Source organism: Streptomyces ambofaciens ATCC 23877 (assembly GCF_001267885.1).
Lineage (GTDB): Bacteria > Actinomycetota > Actinomycetes > Streptomycetales > Streptomycetaceae > Streptomyces > Streptomyces ambofaciens.
Window position 1 is genome coordinate 5841338 of record NZ_CP012382.1, and the last position, 14735, is coordinate 5856072.

15 protein-coding genes and 1 pseudogene are annotated in these 14735 nt (G+C 71.5%); 5 read left to right on the forward strand and 11 right to left on the reverse strand.

Going from position 1 to position 14735, the window contains the following annotated elements; translation table 11 throughout:
* Positions 1-49: 49 nt before the first annotated feature.
* From SAM23877_RS26030 to SAM23877_RS26060, 8 genes are all read right to left on the reverse strand, one after another.
* Positions 50-442, reverse strand: coding sequence for a rhodanese-like domain-containing protein (locus tag SAM23877_RS26030; RefSeq protein WP_053138104.1), 393 nt, complete (start codon positions 440-442; stop codon positions 50-52).
* On the reverse strand, positions 439-942 hold the full coding sequence (locus SAM23877_RS26035) for a cupin domain-containing protein (protein ID WP_425314767.1): 504 nt from the start codon (positions 940-942) through the stop codon (positions 439-441). Before SAM23877_RS26035 ends, SAM23877_RS26030 begins: the two co-directional genes overlap by 4 nt.
* A gap of 102 nt (positions 943-1044) precedes the next feature.
* A complete protein-coding gene (locus SAM23877_RS42130) occupies positions 1045-1131 on the reverse strand; it encodes a putative leader peptide (protein WP_363183285.1) in 87 nt (28 codons plus the stop codon).
* Positions 1132-1362: 231 nt separating this feature from the next.
* Positions 1363-2979 (reverse strand): FAD-dependent monooxygenase, encoded by a 1617-nt coding sequence (locus tag SAM23877_RS26040; RefSeq protein WP_053138110.1) that lies wholly within the window; start codon positions 2977-2979, stop codon positions 1363-1365.
* 175 nt (positions 2980-3154) lie between these two features.
* Positions 3155-4051 carry an amino acid ABC transporter permease gene (locus SAM23877_RS26045; protein ID WP_053138113.1) on the reverse strand — a complete coding sequence of 299 codons (897 nt, stop codon included), beginning with the start codon at positions 4049-4051 and terminating at the stop codon, positions 3155-3157.
* Positions 4048-4713: an amino acid ABC transporter permease gene (locus SAM23877_RS26050; RefSeq protein WP_053138115.1), complete on the reverse strand. Its 666-nt coding sequence runs from the start codon at positions 4711-4713 to the stop codon at positions 4048-4050. The genes SAM23877_RS26045 and SAM23877_RS26050 overlap by 4 nt, the downstream gene beginning before the upstream one ends.
* An 84-nt stretch (positions 4714-4797) precedes the next feature.
* A complete protein-coding gene (locus SAM23877_RS26055; protein ID WP_053138118.1) occupies positions 4798-5634 on the reverse strand; it encodes a glutamate ABC transporter substrate-binding protein in 837 nt (278 codons plus the stop codon).
* Positions 5635-5729: 95 nt separating this feature from the next.
* A complete protein-coding gene (locus tag SAM23877_RS26060; protein ID WP_053138120.1) occupies positions 5730-6506 on the reverse strand; it encodes an amino acid ABC transporter ATP-binding protein in 777 nt (258 codons plus the stop codon).
* Between the two features lie 289 nt (positions 6507-6795).
* Here SAM23877_RS26060 and SAM23877_RS26065 point away from each other — a divergent pair, with 289 nt between their 5' ends.
* On the forward strand, positions 6796-7482 hold the full coding sequence (locus SAM23877_RS26065) for a response regulator transcription factor (protein ID WP_053138123.1): 687 nt from the start codon (positions 6796-6798) through the stop codon (positions 7480-7482).
* Between the two features lie 9 nt (positions 7483-7491).
* Positions 7492-8934, forward strand: a complete 1443-nt coding sequence (locus SAM23877_RS26070) for a HAMP domain-containing sensor histidine kinase (RefSeq protein WP_053138126.1) — start codon at positions 7492-7494, stop codon at positions 8932-8934.
* On the opposite strand, the gene SAM23877_RS26075 is transcribed toward SAM23877_RS26070, so the two are convergent.
* The gene (locus SAM23877_RS26075) at positions 8913-9908 is read right to left on the reverse strand and encodes a TAXI family TRAP transporter solute-binding subunit (protein WP_053138129.1); all 996 of its coding nucleotides are present in this window, start codon (positions 9906-9908) and stop codon (positions 8913-8915) included. The two genes, SAM23877_RS26070 and SAM23877_RS26075, sit on opposite strands and share 22 nt — an antisense overlap.
* A 107-nt stretch (positions 9909-10015) precedes the next feature.
* On the opposite strand from SAM23877_RS26075, the gene SAM23877_RS26080 reads away from it, so the two are divergent.
* Positions 10016-10438: a pyrophosphohydrolase domain-containing protein gene (locus SAM23877_RS26080; RefSeq protein ID WP_053142870.1), complete on the forward strand. Its 423-nt coding sequence runs from the start codon at positions 10016-10018 to the stop codon at positions 10436-10438.
* A gap of 322 nt (positions 10439-10760) precedes the next feature.
* Here the strand turns inward: SAM23877_RS26080 and SAM23877_RS26085 are convergent, their stop codons facing one another.
* Together SAM23877_RS26085 and SAM23877_RS26090 are read right to left on the reverse strand one after the other, a co-directional pair.
* Complete coding sequence (locus SAM23877_RS26085) at positions 10761-12005, reverse strand: cation:proton antiporter (protein WP_053138132.1); 1245 nt, start codon at positions 12003-12005, stop codon at positions 10761-10763.
* Positions 12006-12009: 4 nt separating this feature from the next.
* The gene (locus SAM23877_RS26090; protein WP_053138136.1) at positions 12010-12495 is read right to left on the reverse strand and encodes a cation:proton antiporter regulatory subunit; all 486 of its coding nucleotides are present in this window, start codon (positions 12493-12495) and stop codon (positions 12010-12012) included.
* Positions 12496-12693: 198 nt separating this feature from the next.
* On the opposite strand from SAM23877_RS26090, the pseudogene SAM23877_RS26095 reads away from it, so the two are divergent.
* Together SAM23877_RS26095 and SAM23877_RS26100 are read left to right on the forward strand one after the other, a co-directional pair.
* A pseudogene (locus tag SAM23877_RS26095) lies at positions 12694-13626 on the forward strand (sensor histidine kinase); the annotation flags it as partial.
* Positions 13627-14042: 416 nt separating this feature from the next.
* Positions 14043-14702 carry a response regulator gene (locus SAM23877_RS26100; RefSeq protein ID WP_053138139.1) on the forward strand — a complete coding sequence of 220 codons (660 nt, stop codon included), beginning with the start codon at positions 14043-14045 and terminating at the stop codon, positions 14700-14702.
* Positions 14703-14735 lie beyond the last annotated feature (33 nt).

Sequence of the window (14735 nt, forward strand, 5' to 3'; positions counted from 1 at the left end):
GCCGACGACCTCCGACTCCCGACTCCGGGGGAGCACGGCTGCAGCCCGGCTAGGGGGCGGTCACCGGCAGTCCGGCCGCCCGCCACGCCTGGAACCCGCCGATCAGATCGGTGGCCCGGTACAGGCCCAAGCGGTGCAGGGACTCCGCCGCCAGGCTGGAGGCGTAGCCCTCGTCACACACCACGACCACGCGCAGGTCATGGCCCGTGGCTTCGGGAAGACGGTGGCTGCCCTGCGGATCGAGGCGCCACTCCAGTTCGTTGCGCTCGACCACCAGGGCGCCGGGGATCACGCCGTCCCGCTCGCGCAGGGCGGCGTACCGGATGTCCACCAGCAGCGCCGCACCGGCCTCGGCGGCCTCGTACGCGGCGCGCGGCGCGATCCGCCGGTAGCCGCTGCGCACCCGCTCCAGGAGTGTGTCGATTCCGGTCGGCTCACTCACTGCCAGTCCTCCGGGCGCTCGACCTGCTCCAGCCGCAGGGTCTGTCCGGTGCGGCTGTAGCGGCGGATCTGCGGCAGGGGCGGGTAGTAGGCGTGTACGGAGACCGCGTGCCGGTCGGGCGACTCGTTGAGCACCTCGTGCACGTGATGCCGGCCGAAGGCACGTCCTTCTCCGGCCGACAGCCGGCGCTCCCGGTCCACGCCGTCGGTGAGTTCCAGGGTCTTCCAGCCGTCGGTGGGCAGGCGGGCGGCGAGGGCATGCTCCGTGAGCTCGCCCGCGGCGGTCACGAAGGCGCCGACGGACTCGGCGTGGTCGTGCCAGCCGGTGCCCGTGCCGGGCGGCCAGCCGATCAGCCAGGCCTCGCTGCCGCCCGGTCCGGCCAGCCGCACCCAGGTGCGACCCTCGGGGTCGAGCGGCAGGGAGGCGATCAGGTCCGCGTCGGCGGCCGTGCGCCGTACGAAGTCGAGGAGTTCTGCCTGGGTGGGAGTGGACGCGGCCACGGGGGCAGGTGAGGAGACAGACACGGGTACCGTCCTGGGGGTTTCGCAAGGGAGCGCGCGGCAGTACGCCCGGAGCGGCGCGCGAGGGGAAGGGATGCGAAGTCAGCAGGACGGGCGACACACGCAGCCCGCATAGCGGACGAGGTCCATATGGACCCTCCGCCACAGGCGCACATGGGTGTCGGTCACGCTCCGGAGTAGACCACGGAGGTGTCGGCCGGTCAACTCACCGTCACCATACGGACAGCGACCGACCGTGCCGACAGTCCTACACGGTCCTCCGGCGGAGCGCGGGCCCGTGATGGTCGGATGCCGCGCCGGCCACGCAGCCGACCGCGTGACCGGCAGACGACCGACCGCGCGGCAGGCAGACAGCCGACCGCGTGACCGGCAGACGATCGCCGGGAGCCGGAGGTCCGGTCAGCGGGATCCGGCCGCGGCTCCCGCCTCCGCCGTCTCCTCCGCGGCCGTCGACGCCCCGCCGAGCACCGCCTCGGCCGCCGCGTACAGGTCGGCCGGCCGCACCCCGCTCAGCGCCGTGACCAGGTGACCGTCGGGCCGCACCAACAGCACCGTGTGTGCCGCGGCGCCCGGGTAGGCCTCGGCGACCAGCAGCTCGGCACGGCACGGCAGTGCCGTCACCGCCGCCGCCAGTCGGGGCATGATCCCGGCGGTCACCCAGTGTTTGCGGTCCCACACCCCCGTGCCCGGGGCGATCAGCAGCACCAGCAGAGCCCCGAGCCCGAGCCGGTCGCGCAGCCGCACGAAGGTGCCGTCCTCCGCCGTGACCCGCACATCGGTGACGGGCTCTCCGGGCGGGGTGCCGACGGCCACTTCCCCGGTGAGGCCGGCAGGCGCCAGCGGCGACTCGGCGTACGTCCCCGGCGCACCGAGCGCTCCGCGCCCCAGATGACCGTCCGCGATCAGCGCGTCGTTGCCGCGGGCCGAGCCGGGGACGTAGGAACGCAGGCCCCCGCCGCCGCGCAGCAGCGGCAGCACCTGGTCGGCGGCGCGCAGCCGTGCGGCGATCGCGGTGCGCCGCTCCTCCTGGTAGCTGTCGAGCAATGCCTCGTGCGGGCCGTGGTGCCAGGCCAGGGCCAGTTTCCAGGCGAGGTTGTCGGCGTCCCGCAGTCCTTCCTCGAGACCCTGCGTGCCGAGGGTGCCCAGCAGATGTGCCGCGTCCCCGGCGAGGAGCACGCGGCCCACCCGCCAGCGGCGGGCCAGCCGATGGTGGACCGTGTGGACGCCGGTGTCGAGGAGTTCGTACGACGGGGTCGTTCCCCCGGCCCAGCCGGTGAGGGTCTCGCGGACCCGGTTCACCAGGAGTTCCGGGGTGACGAGGTCCTTGCCGGGCGGCAGCAGCCAGTCCAGGCGCCACACGCCGTCCGGCAGGGGACGGGCGACGATCTCGCCGGCCGACGGACCGGTCGTGCGCCACGGCGGCATCCGGTGGAGCAGCGCCTCGTCGGTCCACGGGAGTTCGGTGCGCAGCGCGGCGACGGCGTATCGTTCCACCGCCGTGCGGCCGGGGAAACGGATGTCCTGGAGCTTGCGGACGGTCGAGCGGGAGCCGTCGCAGCCGACCAGGTAACTGCCGCGCCACCAGGTGCCGCTGGGGCCGCGGGTGTGGGCCGTGACGCCCGATGTCTCCTGCTCGACGCTGTCCAGCCGGCTGTCCACCGCCGTCTCGACGAGGGGCTCCCGGGCGATCGCGGTGCGCAGGACGCCGGTCAGCTCGTGCTGGGCGATGTGCAGCGGCGCCGGATCGGCCTCGCCGAACTCGACCTGGCGGATCACCTGCTTGCGCCGCATCGACCGCCATCCGGCCCAACGGGAACCCAGCCCCGCCAGGGGCGTGCCGGTCAGCCGCTCGACGAGGGCGACGGTGTCCTCGCGCAGGACGACGGTGCGCGAGGGGCGCGGCTCGTCCTTGCCCGGACTCTCGTCGAGGACGACACAGGGCACCTCCTGCCGCGCCAGTGCCAGGGCGAGCGTGAGCCCGACGGGCCCCGCTCCGGTGATGATCACCGGGTCCACGGCGCGGCGCCCCCTGCCCGTGGCGGCGTCCCGGGAGACGTGGGTGAACAGGACGTTGGAGCAGGGTGCACGGTCACAGAACGTATGCAACCTACTGCCGCTGCTTGCGTCAAGCGACGGAGGCAGTGGCGATCATGCCACTGCCTCCGTGATGGTCATATGAACTGACCGACTGTCAGAGGGTGCCACCCGTGCCGGTCGCGGACGTCCCGCGCATCCCGGCGTCGTCCGCCTTGAGCACCGCGCCGGTCGACTTCTTGGCCCGCCGCAGCCTGCGCTCCAGCCAGCTCGCGAAGGTGGTGAGCGCGAAGTTGAGCGCGATGTAGATCACGGCGACGACGGTGAAGCTGGCGATGACGTTGGCGCCGTAGTAGCCGCTCATCGTGTTGGCCGACGCGAGCAGCTCGGGGAAGGTGAGGACGGCACCGCCGAGCGCCGTGTCCTTCAGGATGACGACGAGCTGGCTGACGATGGCCGGCAGCATCGTGGTGACCGCCTGCGGCAGCAGGATGGCCCGCATCACCTGGCCCTTGCGCAGGCCGATCGCCATGGCCGCCTCGGACTGGCCCTTGGGCAGCGCCAGGATGCCCGCCCGGACGATCTCGGCGAGGACGGAGGCGTTGTACAGCACCAGGCCCGTGACCACCGCGTACAGCGGACGGTCGTCCGAGCTGACGTTGGTGTACTCGGCGAACAGGGCGAGCCCGAAGATCATCAGGACCAGCACGGGGATGGACCGGAAGAACTCGACCACGACCGAGGCCGGGACCCGTACCCACACGTGGTCCGACAGGCGCGCGATGCCGAGGACGGCGCCGAGCGGCAGGGCGATGACCACCGCGAGGGCGGCGGCCTTGAGGGTGTTCTCCAGACCCGGCCAGATGTACGTGGACCAGGCCTCGGTCCCGGAGAAGAACGGCTCCCACAGGGCCCATTCCAGCTGGCCCTTGTCCTTGAGGGTGCCGAACACCCACCACAGCAGGGCGCCGAGGGCCACGACGAAGACCGCCGTGAAGACGATGTTGCGCCGCTTGGCACGGGGGCCCTGGGCGTCGTAGAGGACGGAACTCATCGCTTCACCGCCACCTTCTTGCCCACCCAGCCGAGGATCAGGCCGGTCGGCAGCGTCAGAACCACGAAACCGAAGGCGATGATCGCGGCGATCAGCAGCAGTTGCGCCTCGTTCTCGATCATCTCCTTCATCAGCAGCGCCGACTCGGCGACACCGATGGCGGCGGCCACCGTGGTGTTCTTGATCAGAGCGATCAGGACGTTCGCCATCGGGACGACGGACGAACGGAACGCCTGCGGCAGGACGACCAGGCTCAGTACCTGGCCGAAGCTGAGTCCGATCGCGCGGGCCGCCTCCGCCTGTCCGACCGGCACCGTGTTGATGCCGGAGCGCAGCGCCTCGCAGACGAAGGACGAGGTGTAGAGGATCAGGCCGAGGACGGCGAGCCGGAAGTTGATCGTCTCGACATCGTTCGCGCCGAGGGACACTCCCAGCGTCTGGTTGAGGCCCAGGGACGTGAACAGGATGATGACGGTGAGCGGGATGTTCCGCACGGTGTTCACGTAGGCGGTCCCGAAGCCGCGCATCAGCGGCACGGGGCCGACCCTCATGGCCGCCAGTGCGGTGCCCCAGATCAGGGAGCCGACGGCCGACAGCACAGCGAGCTGCACCGTCGTCCAGAAGGCCCCCAGCAGGTCGTAATCCTTAAGAAAGTCGAACACGATCTCCCGCGCTTTCGCGTGTAGGGATGCCCGCCCCAGTGCGCCGCCCCTTCCGGAGGGCGGCGCACTCTGTCAGGCGCTGCCTCAGCTCTTGATGTCGCCGATCTTGGGCGCCGGCTCGTTCTGGTAGTTGGCCGGGCCGAAGTTGTCCTTCACGGCCTTGTCCCAGGACTTGTCGGCGACCATCTCCTCGAGGGCCTTGTTGATCTTGTCCTTGAGGTCGCTGCCCTTCTTGACGCCGATGCCGTAGTTCTCGTTCGTCAGCTTGAAGCCGCCGAGCTTGAACTTGCCCTTGAACTGCGACTGGGCGGCGTAACCGGCGAGGATCGAGTCGTCGGTGGTCAGCGCGTCGATGGCACCGTTCTGCAGGCCGGGCAGGCAGGCCGAGTACGTCGGGTACGGCTGGAGCTGGGCCTTGGGCGCCAGCTTGTCCTTGACGTTCTGCGCCGAGGTCGACCCGGTGACCGAGCAGAGCTTCGCGGAGTTCAGGTCCTCCGGCGACTTGATCTTGTCGTCGTCGGCGCGGATCAGCACGTCCTGGTGGGCGAGCAGGTACGGGCCGGCGAAGTCGACCTTCTCCTGACGCTGCGGGGTGATCGAGTAGGTGGCGGCGATGAAGTCGACGTCACCGCGCTGCAGCATGGTCTCGCGGTCGGCGCTCTTCGACTCCTTCCACTCGATCTGGTCCTCGGTGTAGCCGAGCTTCTTGGCGACGTACGTGGCGACGTCCACGTCGAAGCCGTCGTAGCCGTCCGGGGTCTTCTGGCCGAGGCCCGGCTGGTCGAACTTGATGCCGATGGTGATCTTCTTGCCGTCACCACCGGAGGAGCCGCTGTCCTTGTCGTCGCCGCCGCACGCGGTGGCGGTCAGGGCGAGGGCGAGCACGGCGGCCGAGGCGGCGGAGACCTTGCGGAGCTTCATGGTGAACATCCTTTGACTGTGATCAGACGATCAGATGCGAGAGACGGACCGGGCCGGCCGGGCGCGGGATACGCGGGCGCCGCGGCCGGACGGTGTCAGTGGTGCAGGATCTTCGACAGGAAGTCCTTGGCACGGTCGCTGCGCGGATTGCTGAAGAACTGGTCCGGCGTGGCCTCTTCGACGATGCGGCCGTCCGCCATGAACACCACGCGGTTCGCCGCCGACCGGGCGAAGCCCATCTCGTGCGTCACCACGATCATGGTCATGCCGTCCTCGGCGAGCTGCTTCATGACCTCCAGGACCTCGTTGATCATCTCGGGGTCGAGGGCCGACGTCGGCTCGTCGAAGAGCATGACCTTCGGGTCCATGGCCAGCGCCCGCGCGATGGCGACACGCTGCTGCTGGCCTCCGGAGAGCTGCGCGGGGTACTTGTCCGCCTGGGCGCTCACGCCGACCCGGTCGAGCAGCGCGCGCGCCTTCTCCTCGGCCTTCTTGGCGTCGACCTTGCGGACCTTGGTCTGGCCCAGGGTCACGTTCTCGAGCACGGTCTTGTGCGCGAAGAGGTTGAAGGACTGGAAGACCATGCCGACGTCGGCCCGCAGCCTCGCGAGCTCCTTGCCCTCCGCGGGGAGCGGCTTGCCGTCGATCGCGATCGATCCTGAGTCGATGGTCTCCAGGCGGTTGATGGTGCGGCACAGGGTGGACTTGCCGGACCCGGAGGGCCCGATGACCACGACGACCTCGCCGCGGGTGATCGTCAGGTCGATGTCCTGGAGCACGTGCAACGCGCCGAAGTGCTTGTTGACACTCTTCAGGACGACCAGTTCGCCGGTCGCGGCCACATCTTCCTTGGCCACCGATACTTTGGTCATCGCTCTCGGGCTCCGTCCTCCTCGGTTTCGGAGGACAGTAGTAACGGTGAACGACCTGCGTCTCTACATCTGAGGGGAATCTGAGCATCACGATCCGATAGCAATCGGACACGAGTCGTAGCACTTGTGAGCAGGGCACATATCGGCCGGATAACTTCGAGCGGCCGCAACCGGAACCCTCTTGACGCCGTCCCCTTCCATCGGCGTCACTGCACAAGGTGCACGCGCGCGTGCACGCGTTTTTTGTACCCATCCCGAGCGTACGGCCGATGAACCGAAGGGGGCCCGGATGAGACTGCTGCTCGTCGAGGACGACAACCACGTAGCCGCCGCCCTGTCCGCGATCCTGGCACGGCACGGCTTCGACGTCACCCACGCGCGCAGCGGCGAGGAGGCGCTCCAGGCGCTCGTCCCCGAGGGGGACTGCTTCGGCGTCGTCCTCCTCGACCTCGGTCTGCCGGACCAGGACGGCTACGAGGTCTGCGGCAAGATCCGCAAGCGCACCAGCACGCCGGTCATCATGGTCACCGCCCGCTCCGACGTCCGCTCCCGCATCCACGGGCTGAACCTCGGTGCCGACGACTACGTGGTGAAGCCCTACGACACCGGGGAACTGCTCGCCCGCATCCACGCCGTCAGCCGGCGCACCGCCCACGAGGACGCCCCGGGAAGCACCGAGACCGCGGTGCGTCTCGGAGCGGTGCGGATCGAACTGTCGACGCGCCAGGTCACCGTGGACGGTGCGGCCGTCCCGCTCACCCGCAAGGAGTTCGATCTCCTCGCCCTGCTCGCCCAGCGCCCCGGAGTGGTCTTCCGCCGGGAGCAGATCATCAGCGAGGTGTGGCGCACCAGCTGGGAGGGGACCGGGCGCACGCTGGAGGTGCACGTCGCCTCGCTGCGGGCCAAGCTGCGCATGCCGGCGCTCATCGAGACCGTCCGCGGCGTCGGCTACCGCCTCGTCGCCCCCACCGCGTAGCGGGGCCGGGTGAGCACACGCCTGCTTCCGCTGCTCATCGTCCTGATGGCGGCCGTACTGCTCGCCCTGGGGGTGCCCCTCGGCGTGAGCGTCGCCCGCGCGGAGCAGCAGAAGGTCGTCATCGACCGCATCGACGACACGGCACGCTTCGCCGCGCTCGCCCAGTTCGTCACCGAGGACGCCCCGGGCGGCTCGCGCCGGACGACCACGGACGAGCGTCTGGAGACCCTGCAGACCGAACTCATCAGCTACCACGAGGTCTACGGCATCAAGGCGGGCGTCTTCTACCGCAACCACATTCCCATGGCCAACGCCCCGACGACCTGGTTCCTCCCGCAGACCGGCGAGGTCCGCGACTCCTTCGACGAGGCGCTGCTCAGCAGGCGCAGCCACGATCCGCAGCAGGTGTGGCCCTGGGAGGACGGCACGCTCGTGGTCGCCTCACCGGTGATCCGGGACGGGGACGTGGTCGCGGTCGTGGTCACCGAGTCACCCACCGACTCCATGCGGTCGCGCACCCTGCGCGGCTGGCTGCTCATCGGCGCCGGGGAGATCGCCGCGATGCTGCTCGCCGTGGGCGCCGCGCTCCGGCTGACCGGCTGGGTGCTCAAGCCGGTACGGGTGCTCGACGCCACCACCCACGACATCGCCACCGGCCGCCTCAAGTCCCGGGTGGCGCCGGCCGGAGGTCCGCCGGAGCTCAGACGTCTGGCCGGTTCCTTCAACGAGATGGCGGACCACGTCGAGGACGTGCTGGAGCAGCAGCGTGCCTTCGTCGCCGACGCCTCGCACCAACTGCGCAACCCTCTCGCGGCGCTCCTGCTGCGCATCGAACTGCTCGCCCTGGAACTGCCCGAGGGCAACCAGGAGATCGCCTCGGTCCAGGCCGAGGGCAAGCGTCTGGCCCGGGTCCTGGACGACCTGCTCGACCTGGCGCTCGCCGAACACAGCGAGGCGGACCTCAAGGTCACCGACATCGGCGCACTGGCCGCCGAGCGGGTGGCGGCCTGGTCACCGACGGCCGAGGCCAAGGGCGTACGCCTGGTGGCGGACTGCCCGCCGACCACGGGCTGGGCCGACCCGGTGACGCTGTCCAGCGCCCTGGACGCGGTCATCGACAACGCGGTGAAGTTCACGCCGACCGACGAGACCGTCCGCGTCGAGGTCGCCTCCAACGGGAACGCCACCACGGTCGTCGTCACCGACAACGGCCCCGGACTGACCGACGACGAGCTCACGCGCGTGGGCGACCGTTTCTGGCGCAGCGGCCGGCACCAGAACGTCAAGGGGTCCGGCCTCGGCCTGTCCATCTGCCGGGCGCTGCTCGAGGCGGGCGACGGCTCGATCTCCTTCGGTCACCACGCACCGCACGGCCTGGAGGTGACGGTCACCGTGCCGAGGTCGGGCCCGCGCACCGAGCCGGACCTTCCCTACGGTTTGACCGACCGGTAGTAGCGCCGGGCGCCCTCGTGCAGCTCCAGCGGGTCGGTGTAGATCGCCGTCCGCAGATCGACGAGCTGCGCGGAGTGGACGTGGGCCCCGATGCCGTCGCGGCTGTCGAGCACCGTCCTGGTCAGCCACTCGGTGAGCCGCGGGTCCATGTCCGCGCGGGTCATCAGCAGGTTCGAGACCGCCATCGTGGGCACCACGGCGCCGTTCTGCACGGTGGGGTACGCCGACTCCGGCATGTTGGTGGTCCGGTAGTAGCGGGTCGCTCCACCGGACTGGTGCAGCTTGGTGACGAGGTCGTCGCCGATCGGCACGAACCGGAACGCGGACTTCTCGGCGATCTGCCGCAGGCCGTCCGTCGGCACCCCGCCCGACCAGAAGAACGCGTCGAGCTCGCCGCCCAGCCGTCCGGGTCCGGTGTCGATACCGTCCGCGCGGGGCGTTATGTCCTTCTCCGGATCGATGCCCACGGCCTTGAGCAGCCGGGTGGCGATCAGCCTGACCCCCGAGTTCGGCAGCCCGATGGCCACCCGCTTGCCCCGCAGGTCGGAGACGGACTGGATGTCCGAGCCGCTCGGCACCACGAGCTGGACGTAGTCGTCGTAGAGGCGGGTGACGCCACGCAGTCCCTCGGCACCGGGCTTGCCGGCGATCTTGTACGTCTCCACCGCGTCGGCCGCCGCGATCGTGAAGTCGGCCTCCCCGGACGCGACCCGCTCGACGTTCTCCTGCGAGCCCGCGCTGGTCGTCAGCCGCACCTTCAGCCCCGGCATGTCCTTGCGCAGCTCGGCGCGGAGCAGCTCGCCGTACTTCTGGTAGACCCCCGCGCGGGTGCCCGTGCTGAAGGTGATCGTCCCGCTCGGCGGCTCCTCGCCCAGCGGCAGCAGCCACCACAGCAGCAGCCCGAGGGCGACGGCTCCGGCGACCGCGCCCTTGACGGCCCGGCGCCCGCCGATGCGGGAGAACAGCGTGGACATGGGCGCGATCCTGCCAGGCCGCAACGGTGCTGACCAGGGCCGAGCTCACACGGCGACCGCATGGAGGCGAGCGTCCACTGTCAGTGCTGCTCGCTACAGTCGGCGACATGAGCTCTTCGCCCGCCGACCTGGTCCGTGCCTTCCACCGTGCCTTCGGACTGGACACCCGCAGCACCCCCGCCGAGGTCGCCCCCGACCTGGCCGCCCACAGGGGCGAGCTGCTGGCCGAGGAGGCCGCGGAGGTCGCCGAGGTGTCGGTGCGGGGCCCGCTCGACCGGCTCGCGCACGAGCTGGCCGACGTGGTCTACGTCGCCTACGGCACGGCCCTCGTCCACGGCATCGACCTCGACGAGGTGATCGCCGAGGTCCACCGTTCCAACATGACGAAGGTGGGCCCCGACGGCCAGGTGAGCCGCAGGGCCGACGGCAAGGTCCTCAAGGGCGAGTACTACGAGGCGCCGGACGTGTCGGGCGTCCTGCGCAGACAGGGCTGGACGCCGGCGGAGCCGCAGACCGCGCAGGGAGCCTGACGCGCGCGGGGGGCGTGCGTGGCGGGGCCCGGCCCGGCTGACTCGGGGTCGGCCGGGCCGGGTGGGGTGCGGCCCTCGGTCGTCGGCGCCGCGCACGACGGCCCCGGTACCTGCGTACCGGGGTCGTGCGGGTGACGGGACCGCGGGCGGTGACGGGACCGTGCGCGGTGACGCGGCCGTGGGCCGCAGCCACGTGCGGTGACGCGACCGTGGGCCGCAACGGGACCACCTGCGGGTGACGGGACCGCGGGCCGTGGAAAGACCGCGAGCGGTAACGGGATCGCGTCCGGTGCCGGGACCACGTCCGTCGCCGGACTCGGGATCAGTCGCCCACCGATGCCTCGGCCGTGCGGGGTGCCCCGTCGGGGGCGTCAGGAAGGCCGCCCGGGCGGTCGGGGCCGTCGGGGTTGTCGCGGCGGCGGAACAGGCGCGACGCCAGAGGTTCCGTGAAGCGCGCGGTGAGGGGACCGAGAACGACCAGGATGAGGACGTAGGCCGTGGCCAGCGGGCCGAGGGAGGGCTCGATGCCTGCCGAGACCGCCAGACCCGCGATGACGATCGAGAACTCCCCGCGTGCCACCAGCGCACCGCCCGCGCGCCAACGGCCCTTGACGGAGATGCCGGACCGCCGGGCGGCCCAGTACCCCGTGGCGATCTTCGTCACGGCGGTGAGCAGAGCCAACGCGAGAGCGGGCAGCAGGACCGGCGGAATGCTGGCCGGGTCGGTGTGCAGCCCGAAGAAGACGAAGAAGACGGCGGCGAAGAGGTCCCGCAGCGGGCTCAGCAGGGTGTGCGCACCCTCGGCGACCTCTCCGGACAGCGCGATGCCCACCAGGAACGCGCCCACCGCCGCCGACACCTGCAGCTGCTGGGCGACACCCGCGACCAGGATCGTCAGGCCCAGCACCACAAGGAGCAGCTTCTCCGGGTCGTCGCTGGAGACGAAACGCGAGATGAGACGGCCGTAGCGCAGCGCCACGAAGAGCACCAGTCCCGCCGCGGCCAGCGCGATCGCCAGCGTGATGCTCCCCGTCATCAGCCCGGCGCCGGCGACCAGAGCCGTCACGATGGGCAGGTACACCGCCATCGCCAGGTCCTCCAGGACCAGCACGCTCAGGATCACCGGGGTCTCCCGGTTGCCGACCCGGCCGAGATCCCCGAGCACCTTGGCGATGACACCGGACGACGAGATCCACGTCACTCCGGCGAGGACCACGGCGGCCACCGGGCCCCAGCCCAGCAGCAGCGCGGCCACCGCGCCCGGCACCGCGTTGAGCGCGCAGTCGACGAGGCCGGCCGGGTAGTGGGATTTCAGGTTGGTCACCAGGTCACTGGCTGTGTACTCCAGGCCCAGCATCAGCAGCAACAGGATGACGCCGATCTCGGCGCCTGCCGCGACGAACTCCTCGCTCGCGCCCAGCGGCAGCAGTCCGCCCTCGCCGAACGCCAGCCCGGCCAGCAGGTACAGCGGGATGGGGGAGAGGCGGTACCGGCCGGCGAACCGGCCCAGCAGTCCCAGCCCCAGAATGATGGAACCGAACTCGATCAGCAGAACCGCGGAGTGCACCGGCTCACTCCTGCCCGAGTATCGCCGCGGCCGCGTCGACGCCCTCGCGGGTGCCGATGACGATCAAGGTGTCACCACCCACCAGCCGGAAGTCCGGCGCCGGCGACGGAATGGCCTCGGCCCGGCGCAGCACCGCGACGATCGACGCGCCGGTCTCGGTCCGCATGCACGTCTCGCCGAGCAGCCGGCCGTTCCACCGGGACGTCGCGGACACCTCGATCCGCTCGGCGACCAGCCCGAGGTCGGTGGTGTAGAGCAGGCTGGGGCTGTGGTGGGAGGGCATCAGCGCGTCGATCAGCGCACCCGCCTCCGCGGCGGCCAGCCGCAGCGAGTGGGCGCAGGAATCGGGGTCGTCGGCCCGGTACACGTTCACCGTGCGGGCGCCGTCGCGGTGCGCCACCACCGACAGGTGGCGGTGTTCGCGGGTCACCAGGTCGTACTGGACCCCGATACCCGGCAGCGGCGTCGCCCTCAGGCGTGGAGCTGACACGAGCTTTCCCCTCATTCGTCTTGCTTTCCTGACCGCACTTGCCGCACGTACGTGACGTGCTCGCGGCCTCGCCATGCTGTCATCCGCACGTACCGTGGCGATATGGGTGTCGTGACGGATATACGGAGCCGGGTCGGGGCGGCGAAGCTGGTCGCGGCGGTGTCGTGCGCGAAAGCCGGGAGGAGCGGAAAGAGGAACGTGTCGCTGTTCTGGCGGATCTTCTCGCTCAACGCCGCCGGCCTGGTCGTGGCCACCGCACTGCTGCTGGGACCGGTCACCGTGTCGACGCCCGTCCTGCCCGGGGAGGCGCTGATCCTGCTGGCGGGCCTCACCGCGCTGCTGGCGGGCAACGCCGTCGTCCTGCGCATCGGGCTCACCCCGCTGCACCGGCTCGGCCGGGCCATGGCCACCGCCGACCTGCTGGTGTCCGGGGCCCGTCCCACGGTCGCCGGACCGGCCGAGGCGGCGGAGCTGATCGCCACGTACAACACGATGCTGGACCGGCTCCAGGCCGAACGGGCCGCCGGCGCGGGCCGCGCGCTGCAGGCCCAGGAACGCGAACGCCACCGCATCGCCCGCGAGCTCCACGACGAGGTCGGCCAGACCCTCACCGCCGTGCTCCTGCAGCTGAAGCGGGTCGCCGACCGGGTCCCCGGGGAGCTGCGTGAGGAAGTGTCCCTGGCTCAGGAGGCCACCCGGGCCGGCCTGGACGAAATCCGCCGCATCGCCCGCCGCCTGCGTCCCGGTGTCCTCGAGGAGCTGGGCCTCGCCAGTGCCCTGCGCTCGCTCGCCGCGGAGTTCACCCACCACGGGCTGACCGTCCACCACCACGTCCCCGGCGACCTGCCCCGGCTCGCCCCGGAGGCGGAACTGGTGATCTACCGGGTCGCCCAGGAGGGCCTGACCAACACCGCCCGCCACGCCGCCGCCGACCGCGCGGAGCTCAGCCTCCGGCCGTTGCCCGACGCTGTCGAACTGCTCGTCCGCGACAACGGCACCGGCCTCGGCACGGCCCCCGAGGGCGCCGGCATCCGGGGGATGCGCGAGCGGGCCCTGCTGACGGGAGCCGACCTCCGCGTCGCACCCGCCCCCGGCCGGGGCACCGAGGTACGCCTGCGCGTCCCCGTCCCGAACGAGGGGCCGCACGGCGGGCACCGGCCCGCTCACACACCCGCACAACCCGTTGGCGCCCCAGCCCGGCCCGTGCCCGCGATCGGCGCCCCAGCCGCGGACCGATCCGTGCCCGCCACCGGCGATCCAGCCCCCGCCTGGTCCTCCGTGACGGGCTCTGGCGGCCCAGCCCCCGCCCGGTCCGTGAACGGCTCCAGCGGTCCGGCCCCCGCCCGCTCCGCGACCGGCATCGGCGACGAATCCCCAGACCAAGCCGCAGACCAAGCCGCGACCGCCGCCGCTCCAGCCGCAGACCAAGCCGCGACCGCCGCCGCCGACGCCCCAGACCAAGCCGCGACCGCCGCCGCCCCAGCCGCAGGCCCGTCCGCGACCGCCACCGGCGACCGCACCGCAGACCGAACCGGAGACCGCCCCTGATGTCCCCACGGCCGCCGATCCGCGTCCTGCTCGCCGACGACCACACCCTCGTGCGCCGCGGGGTGCGCCTCATCCTGGACGGCGAACCGGATCTGACCGTGGTCGCCGAGGCCGGTGACGGCGCGGAGGCGGTCGCCGCGGCGCGGGCCACCGAGGTCGACCTGGCCGTTCTGGACGTCGCCATGCCCCGCATGACCGGTCTCCAGGCGGCGCGCGAACTCTCCCGCCGCCTGCCCGAGCTGCGCATCCTCATCCTGACGATGTACGACAACGAGCAGTACTTCTTCGAGGCACTCAAGGCCGGTGCCTGCGGCTACGTCCTCAAGTCCGTCGCCGACCGCGACCTCGTGGAGGCGTGCCGGGCCGCCGTGCGCGACGAGCCGTTCATCTACCCGGGCGCCGAGCGGGCCCTGGTCCGCTCCTACCTGGACCGCCTGCACAGCGGCGGCGGCCTGCCCGAGCGGCCCATCACCGAACGGGAGGAGGAGATCCTCAAGCTCGTCGCCGAGGGCCACACCTCCAAGGAGATCGGCGAGCTGCTCTTCATCAGCGCCAAGACCGTGGAACGCCACCGCGCGAACCTCCTCCAGAAGCTGGGCGTCCGCGACCGCCTGGAACTCACCCGGTACGCGATCCGCGCGGGCCTCATCGAGCCCTGAGTGCCGAACGCCGCCTCCGGCGTCCCGTCCGCA

Excerpts from the sequence above, each read along its gene's own strand:
- SAM23877_RS26055 (WP_053138118.1), bottom strand. The coding sequence starts at position 5,634 with ATGAAGCTCCGCAAGGTCTCCGCCGCCTCGGCCGCCGTGCTCGCCCTC.
- SAM23877_RS26080 (WP_053142870.1), top strand. The coding sequence starts at position 10,016 with ATGAGCTCTTCGCCCGCCGACCTGGTCCGTGCCTTCCACCGTGCCTTC.
- SAM23877_RS26045 (WP_053138113.1), bottom strand. The coding sequence starts at position 4,051 with ATGAGTTCCGTCCTCTACGACGCCCAGGGCCCCCGTGCCAAGCGGCGC.
- SAM23877_RS26060 (WP_053138120.1), bottom strand. The coding sequence starts at position 6,506 with ATGACCAAAGTATCGGTGGCCAAGGAAGATGTGGCCGCGACCGGCGAA.
- SAM23877_RS26065 (WP_053138123.1), top strand. The coding sequence starts at position 6,796 with ATGAGACTGCTGCTCGTCGAGGACGACAACCACGTAGCCGCCGCCCTG.
- SAM23877_RS26075 (WP_053138129.1), bottom strand. The coding sequence starts at position 9,908 with ATGTCCACGCTGTTCTCCCGCATCGGCGGGCGCCGGGCCGTCAAGGGC.
- SAM23877_RS26100 (WP_053138139.1), top strand. The coding sequence starts at position 14,043 with ATGTCCCCACGGCCGCCGATCCGCGTCCTGCTCGCCGACGACCACACC.